This is a genomic window from Formosa sejongensis (genome assembly GCF_033447105.1).
Classification (GTDB): domain Bacteria; phylum Bacteroidota; class Bacteroidia; order Flavobacteriales; family Flavobacteriaceae; genus Formosa.
In genome coordinates, this window is sequence record NZ_JAWQUN010000033.1 from 24,208 (window position 1) to 32,031 (window position 7,824).

Annotated in this window: 6 protein-coding genes; all 6 read left to right on the forward strand. The window is 33.8% G+C overall.

All coding sequences use genetic code 11. From position 1 onward, the window contains the following. Position 1: 1 nt before the first annotated feature. The 6 genes from R6X41_RS18605 to R6X41_RS18630 all read left to right on the forward strand — a co-directional run bounded on the left by R6X41_RS18605 (position 2) and on the right by R6X41_RS18630 (position 7,718). A complete protein-coding gene (locus tag R6X41_RS18605) occupies positions 2 to 1,882 on the forward strand; it encodes a T9SS type A sorting domain-containing protein (protein ID WP_318501861.1) in 1,881 nt (626 codons plus the stop codon). A gap of 256 nt (positions 1,883 to 2,138) precedes the next feature. Next, positions 2,139 to 2,909 (forward strand): T9SS type A sorting domain-containing protein, encoded by a 771-nt coding sequence (locus tag R6X41_RS18610; protein ID WP_318501862.1) that lies wholly within the window; start codon positions 2,139 to 2,141, stop codon positions 2,907 to 2,909. A 171-nt stretch (positions 2,910 to 3,080) separates the two neighbouring features. Continuing rightward, on the forward strand, positions 3,081 to 4,661 hold the full coding sequence (locus R6X41_RS18615) for a sulfatase family protein (RefSeq protein ID WP_318501863.1): 1,581 nt from the start codon (positions 3,081 to 3,083) through the stop codon (positions 4,659 to 4,661). Between the two features lie 53 nt (positions 4,662 to 4,714). After that, positions 4,715 to 6,208 (forward strand): alpha-L-fucosidase, encoded by a 1,494-nt coding sequence (locus R6X41_RS18620; protein WP_318501864.1) that lies wholly within the window; start codon positions 4,715 to 4,717, stop codon positions 6,206 to 6,208. A 12-nt stretch (positions 6,209 to 6,220) separates the two neighbouring features. After that, complete coding sequence (locus tag R6X41_RS18625; protein ID WP_318501865.1) at positions 6,221 to 7,363, forward strand: alpha/beta hydrolase fold domain-containing protein; 1,143 nt, start codon at positions 6,221 to 6,223, stop codon at positions 7,361 to 7,363. 64 nt (positions 7,364 to 7,427) lie between these two features. Further along, a complete protein-coding gene (locus tag R6X41_RS18630) occupies positions 7,428 to 7,718 on the forward strand; it encodes a putative peptidoglycan-binding domain-containing protein (RefSeq protein ID WP_318501866.1) in 291 nt (96 codons plus the stop codon). The last annotated feature ends 106 nt before the right edge of the window (positions 7,719 to 7,824 follow it).

The window sequence follows — 7,824 nt, forward strand, 5'->3', positions numbered from 1 at the left end:
TATGAATTTACATAAACATATCATTCTATTAGGGTTCTTTTTATTTGGGTTAAATAGCTTTTCCCAAACAATCATTGGCCCTTGGAATATTACCGAATTACAACAAGTTCCTAATTGGAAAACATCTAATGTTGAACCTGTTACTGGAGTAACAGGCATACTGTACGAGTCTATTGATTATTTAGGCGAAAAAGTAGAAGTATTTGCTTATTACGCTGCTCCTTCTGGTACGCCACCTGCTGGTGGTTGGCCAGCTGTTGTATATGCACATGGAGGCGGAGGCACCGCCTTTCCAGAGGTTTTAACATACTGGAATGATCTTGGTTATGCTGCTATTAGTATGGACTTAGAAGGCCAATATCCTAATAATTCACAGACCCCAAACCCTGGGCCAGTACGTATTGGAGTTTGGGATGATTTTAGGTTAGATATTGAAGACCAATGGTACTATCATGCTATTGCGCAGGTACTAAAAGGGCATTCACTTATTGCTTCCTTCCCTGAGGTAAATGCTAATAAAATTGGTATTATGGGATCTAGCTGGGGCGGTACAATTACAGGTACCGTTATGGGAGTAGACAATCGATTTGCTTGGGCCATACCTGTATATGGTGGAGGATTTTTATCAGAATCGGATGGACATCAAGGAGACGCCATACGAAGCGCTGAAGAAGCTAATATTGTTAATACTTATTTTGATGGAAGTGCCTATTTTAATAATGTTACCATTCCTACTTTATGGCTTAATGGACTTAATGATTTTCATTTTTCCCTTTCTGTAAACCAGAAATCTTCGCAATCGGTTCAAGGCCCAATAAATTTATTATTTGTGGATAACTTTCCTCATGGTCATTTTACATGGAGAACTCGTAATGAGGTACCTCGATTTGTAAACTCTGTGGTTAATGGAGGTGTCTCACTATCGCAAATAGAAAAACCATACATTGATTCGAATATAGGATATGTTACTGCTAGTTCTACTATCGGGCTAAGTAGTGCCCAACTATTTTATACCAATGATGGTGATACTGTAGATTTAAATGACAAAACTTGGGTATCTACTAATGCAACTATTACTGGAAATACTATTTCATCAAGTGTTCCTGAGAATGCTACCATTATACTTTTTACCGTAACAGATACGGAGGGATATATGGTAACCTCTGAGTACTTGCTTACAGGTAAGGGAGCGACTATTATTATAAGTGACAATCTCGCATTGAACGGTACGGCAACGCAATCTACAACATTAAGCAATGCAGCTGCTTCTCGTGCTATTGATGATAATACAAATGGCGTCTTTACTTCGGGATCAGTAACCGCATCTATAGGGCCTGATGCATGGTGGGAAGTAGAACTTGATGGTAGTTATAACATTAATGATATCAATATATTTAACCGTACTGACACCTGTTGTACCGAACGGTTAGCTAATTTTACAGTGTCTGTTATAAACAGCAATGGAACTCCCTCCTTTTCAGAAACAATTACTACTACACCTACCTCTTCTGTAACAATAGATGCTGGTGGAGCTCTTGGAAATACCATTCGAGTTCAATCAAACCTTATAACCACCTTAAATTTAGCTGAAGTCCAAGTATACGGAGATGTTGCTACACTTGGAATTGAAACGAAAGAAAGCACAACACCAGATAGGCTATTTGTCTCTCCAAACCCTGCAACTAATAGTATTACTATTGATTTTAAAAGCTCAAATACAGCCAAAATGCAAATTATCGATTACTTGGGTAAAACTGTAATTTCTGATGATATTCAAAATGGAATGAAGTCTATTGATCTTAGCCATTTATCTTCTGGTTTATATTTTATTAAAATTTCTGATGAACAGGAAACATTCATTAGAAAAATAATTAAAAAATAATTATAATTCAATTAATTACTTTTTAAAAAAATATGCGGTTTTTGCTATTAAACACATGTAATTAATAATGCACTAATACGCATTTAAGCTAAACTAACAGTAGCTATTAAATAATACATGTATGATAGAAATGAGCAAAACAAAGATTAATTAGAGAAATATATTAATTGAATAAAGCTTTTCATTTGTAGCAGCACATCGTGTTTACTTTTAGCAATACTAGCTTAATTATTAACTAATATTTAAAACAACTAAAATGATGAAAAAATTACTTAAAAAAACCACTTTATTATTACTACTCCTTTTTGTTACAAGTACATATGCCCAGTTTACAGTAACTTTTGATAAGGTACCAACAAAAATTGAAGAGAATGGAGGTTTAGCCTCTAACGACCTATTAATTATCACAGTTGACAATATTCCTAATAACAATACTAATGCAGAAGTTGTTGTGCAAGTAAGAATGATGCCAAATGGTTCGGGGAATATAGGTAACACCCCTCGTATAACTCAAATGGATTTGGATACAAACCATAGTACTGCAGATGGTACTGTTGACGCTAACCATTCAATTGTTACAACTGCTGGCACAAATGCTGATACTTTTAAACGAACATTTACTGTGAATAATTTAGTAACACAGGGAGGAAATACTTTTGCTATTGGTACTGATAATCATTATGCAGGTGTTCGGGTTAAAAATTTTGTTGGTACACCAAGTAATAATGAGTTTAGACATGAGGCGACTGCAGAAAATGGGTGGTCAGGTACAATTGATGGTGTAGCTGATAATACGTTAAGTATATCAAATAAAAAAAATATTTCGGGAAGCATATACCCTAACCCAGTAAGCTCTGTACTTAATATAAGTAAAAGCGTGAATACCAAAACTTACAAAGTGGTAAACCTGTTAGGCCAAACAATTAAACAGGTAAATGCTACAGGTAGTATAAACGTTTCAGATTTATCGGCAGGTATGTATATTTTATTTACAGATGCCGGTAATGCCAGATTTATTAAGAAATAATATTTTTGTTTAAATAAATTATTTGCTTCAGATTAATAAGAAAGAGCCTTTAAACTAATAACATTAAGTTTAAAGGCTCTCCCTATAATATTCTATATTGTTGATTTAGGAAAAACAATTAGTAAAATGGATGGATTGAGATATTTCTTCTATAACCAGTAAAAACAAACAATGAAAACAACTATAAGATATACATTAATCATACTATTAACAGTAACAACTAGTCTAGGTTTTTCTCAGAACTCAAACAAACAAAAACCCAACATCATTTACATTCTAGCAGATGATTTAGGCATCGGAGATCTTACTATTTATAATGAAAACGGTAAAATACCTACTCCCCATTTAGATCAAATGGGAAAAGAAGGTATGAAATTTACCGATGCTCATACCTCTTCGGCTGTTTGTACTCCAACAAGATATGGTATTATAACAGGACGATATAATTGGAGAACTCCTTTAAAAGAATTTGTTACATGGGGAGACTCTCCTACTTTAATTAAAAAAAACCGATTAACAGTTGCTCAAATGCTAAAAAATAATGGGTATAAAACAGCTAGTATTGGTAAATGGCATTTGGGATTAAATTGGGATATGAAAAACAATAGCCCTGAATATGAATACTTTTCAAATAGAAAAGATCGTGTTAATATTCAAGACATCGATTTTAGTAAACCTTTAAAATTTGGTCCTTCAAATTTAGGTTTTGATTATTCTTTCATGATCGCTGCGTCTCTAAACATGCCGCCATTTGTATATTTAGAAAATGATAAATCCACCATGATTCCAACAAAAACGACAGAGAGAAAAAGGCAAGAATTCCCATTTACAAGTTGGATAAAAGGGGATGTTTCAGACGATTTTATACATGAACAAGCACTCCCTAAGTTTGTAGATAAAACGATTTCATACATCAATGAAAACGCTAATAAAGAAAAACCGTTTTTTATATACCTTCCTTTACCTTCTCCTCATAGCCCCGTGCTACCAATAGACCCTTGGAAAGGGAAAAGCAATATAAATCCCTACGCAGACTTTGTTATAATGATAGACGACTTGATGGGGAAAATATTTAAAACATTAAAAGAACAAGGTATTGAAGAGAATACATTGGTAGTTTTTACTAGTGATAATGGATGTTCAACTACAGCCGACATCCCTTTATTAAAAAAGAAAGGTCATAACCCTAGCTATATATATAGTGGGTTAAAAGGAAGCTATTTAGAAGGAGGACATAGAGTACCTTTTTTAGTAAAATGGCCTAAAGTAATTAAACCTAATTCTGTTTGTGATGAAACTATTTGTACCACTGATTTTATGGCTACATGTGCTGATGTTATAAACTATGCGCTTAAAGACAACGAAGCTGAAGACAGCTACAGTATACTTCCTTTACTTACAGAAAAAGGAACCTTTATGAGAAAAGCAACAGTTCATCATAGTAAAGACGGCATTTTTGCTATCAGAAAAGGAGATTGGAAATTAATTGTATCTCCAAATTCTGGTATTGATGCAGTAGGAAAACCTCGAAAAAACAAGAATCAGCTACCAGAAAACATACTGTATAACTTAAAAATAGATGTCAAAGAAAAACATAACATCGCTGAAAAACATCCAGAAAAAGTACAAGAGTTAAAGCTATTATTAATAAAACAAATCAACGAAGGCAGAAGCACACCCGGGCAAGCTCAAAAAAACGATCCTATTTCTTCACCTTGGCCACAAGCAGATTTTGCTCTTAAAAATAATTAATGCCATACCCCTAAAGCACTTTTAAGCGCTACAGATTTTAAATAAATTAAAAAATGACATATCTCCAAATATCTTTAAAGCATATTACTATCATAACATTTTTACTATTTGTAAATATTACTATTTCTCAAGAGAAAAGTTTAGCAGAAGACCCTTTTGAATTGGAATTACACTCCGAAAATAACACAATAGATAGACCTTGGATTGGACGTTCTAAAAAAGAACTCCAAGAATGGGCAAAAAGTAATCTACACAGAAAACTAATTGCAAATAGAGAAATTAATATCAATGAACACAAAGAATGGGCATGGTTTAGGAAATCTGGTTTGGGCATTTTTTTACATTGGGGGCTTCCTAGTGCAAATCCAAATACAGGTGATGCATGGGCAGTTATGTGGTCCGAAAAAAAAGAGAAAGCAAATAGATACATGGAACCTGCCGAAAACATGTTTGCTGTTGCAGACACTTGGAATCCTGAAAAATATGACCCAAATAAATGGATGAAAGCTGCTAACAAAGCTGGTTTTAAATATGCTGTTCTTACTAGCAGACATCACGATGGTTATGCCCTATGGCCTAGTAATTATGGTCATTGGGATACCGGTGACAAAATGAATGGCAGAGATTTAATCCGTGATTATATAAAATCCTGTAAAGAAAACAATATTAAAGTTGGACTTTACTATTCGGGTCCAAACTGGCATTACGAATATAAACACAAAGAATTTGAGTTTCCTAAAACGTCTAAATACACCATTAACTACAAACACGAAAAAGTTAATAGCATTCCAAAACTAACACCAGCTATGAAAAAAGCAGAAACTGAGGAATCTAATGGGCAAGTAAGAGAACTCATGAAAAACTATGGTGCTATTGATGTTATGTGGTGGGATGGTAGTATTTTAATGCAACCCGATGAATTAAAAGAAATGCAACCTAATATTCTTGTGGCGAGAGGAAATATAGCAACTCCCGAAGGGCTTCATCAAGGTAGTGATGAAAATTTAAAAACAGTCAACGAGTGTGGTTGGTGGTGGGAAATGTGTGTGAAATCTGAAAATACATTCACACCTAACTGGCATTACGGCATTGAAAACGAAACTAATTATTGGAGCACTAACCAACTTTTATCCGAGTTAATTAGATGTAGAGCCTTTGGAGGAAATTTGTTGGTAAACATCCCACCAAAAGGCAATGGCGAGATGATGGATTGGTATTATCAACTCACGGATGATATGGAAAAATGGATGAGCCATTCCAGTGAAGCTATTTATGATGTAGATTTAGTGGCTCCATTACCGACTCTTGATAAAACAATGAACTATACCACTGTTAAAAAAAATGTGTATTATTCATTGCCAGATGATAACAATAAAATATTAATTATTGCTGTTGATAAACCAGATTGTGTGGCGTTATTAAGAACGAAAGAAAATATCCCTTTCACTTATAATGCTGAAAAACGTGCACTAGAAATAACTATTTCTAAAGAAAATCTGACTGACTTACCTGATTTAGTTAAAATAGTTTTTAATAAAAAGCAATAATATTTTAAAAAGATGAAGTTCATTAAAACCAATTATAAAAAATTTTTGATAGTTCTACTTGTTGGACTCTCAAGCGTAGTCTTTGCTCAAGAAACAGAAGATCAATCTTCTGGAGCTTATGCAAGCACAAAAGCAAAAAAAGAACTAAACAGCTTAGATAAAAACAACGACGGAAAATACGAGAAAAGTGAAAACGAAAAAGCATGGAAAAGGTATCAATATTTAGATGCAAACAAAGATGAAAGTATCACTTTCGAAGAATTTAAAAACATCAAATTAAAATACCTAGAAACTAATGGTAAAAGAAAACTAAATGTACTTTATAAAAGCACCGAAGAGAGCAGCCTATATTTAGACATCTACTACCCTACAAATACGACTAATTTAACAAATCTACCTGTTATTATCTACACCCACGGTGGTGGTTGGGCTGCTGGAAGTAAAATGAGCGCTGGTAACGCTTCCTTTGCCAAAGTATTTGATGCCCTTACAAAAAAAGGGTTTTGTGTTGTGTCTGTAGATTACCGTTTATATTCAAAAGGCGGTACGGTTTCAATACGAGATTGTGTTATCGATGCCAAAGATGCGGCTCGTTATTTGTCTAAAAACAGTAAAGAATTAGGACTAAACCCTAAACGCTTTTTTGCCTTTGGAGATTCGGCTGGAGGACAAATGGCACAAATGCTTTTGCTATCTGATTCTAAAAGTTTAGAAGGGGATGAAAATTTAACAGGAAATGATTACAACATGGTAGCGGGTTCTTCGTGGTATGGCCCTTGTGATTTTGAAAAAACAAGTTTATACAATTATGACGATCGTCCTAATTTCCATGACCGTTTCGGTCCAAGAATCTTAGAATTGGATAGCAATCCAAAAGATAAATTAAAACTTTATAGAGAAATGAGTCCTATTAATTATTTAACAAAAAAGAGCCCCCCACTTTTAATCATTCAAGGTGATGGTGACACCACCATTCCTGTAAAACACGCCTATTACATGCAGGAAAAAGCACAAAAAGTAAATGCACCAGTAGAAGTTATGATTATTAAAAATGCAGGCCATAACTGGAGAGAGGCGACACCTGGAACATCAATTACGCCTACGCGAGAAGCTATTATTAAAAAAACCATAAACTTCTTTGAATCTTTTTTATAGAAATTAAAAGCATTAAACTCTGTAGATATTGATTATTATTACTATCTAAAGAACAATCAAATTAATGAATACAAGAATACCACACGAAGGGATTCGTGCGGTAGCGGGAGAGTATAATTTAACTGTTGATGGAGGCATGGGACCTAACACATTAAACGCTATTAATTCTGCCAATCAAATGGATTTGTATAATAATTTAAAGCAAACTAGAATTGATTTCTATAATGGTATCGTACAAAGAAATCCAAGTCAATCTAAATTTTTAAACGGTTGGCTAAATAGAATTAATAAATTTAAGGATAAAACAGAAGAGGATAATCAAGATGTTAATTGTCCAGAATCAATCCTGTCCTAAATAAAATTAAGGCGCACTAATTTTAACCATTTTACTGGTTTAACCATTAATTTTTGTGTTTTTTCAAAATAGAACCCCTTGCATATAATTATTTGCAGGGGGTTTA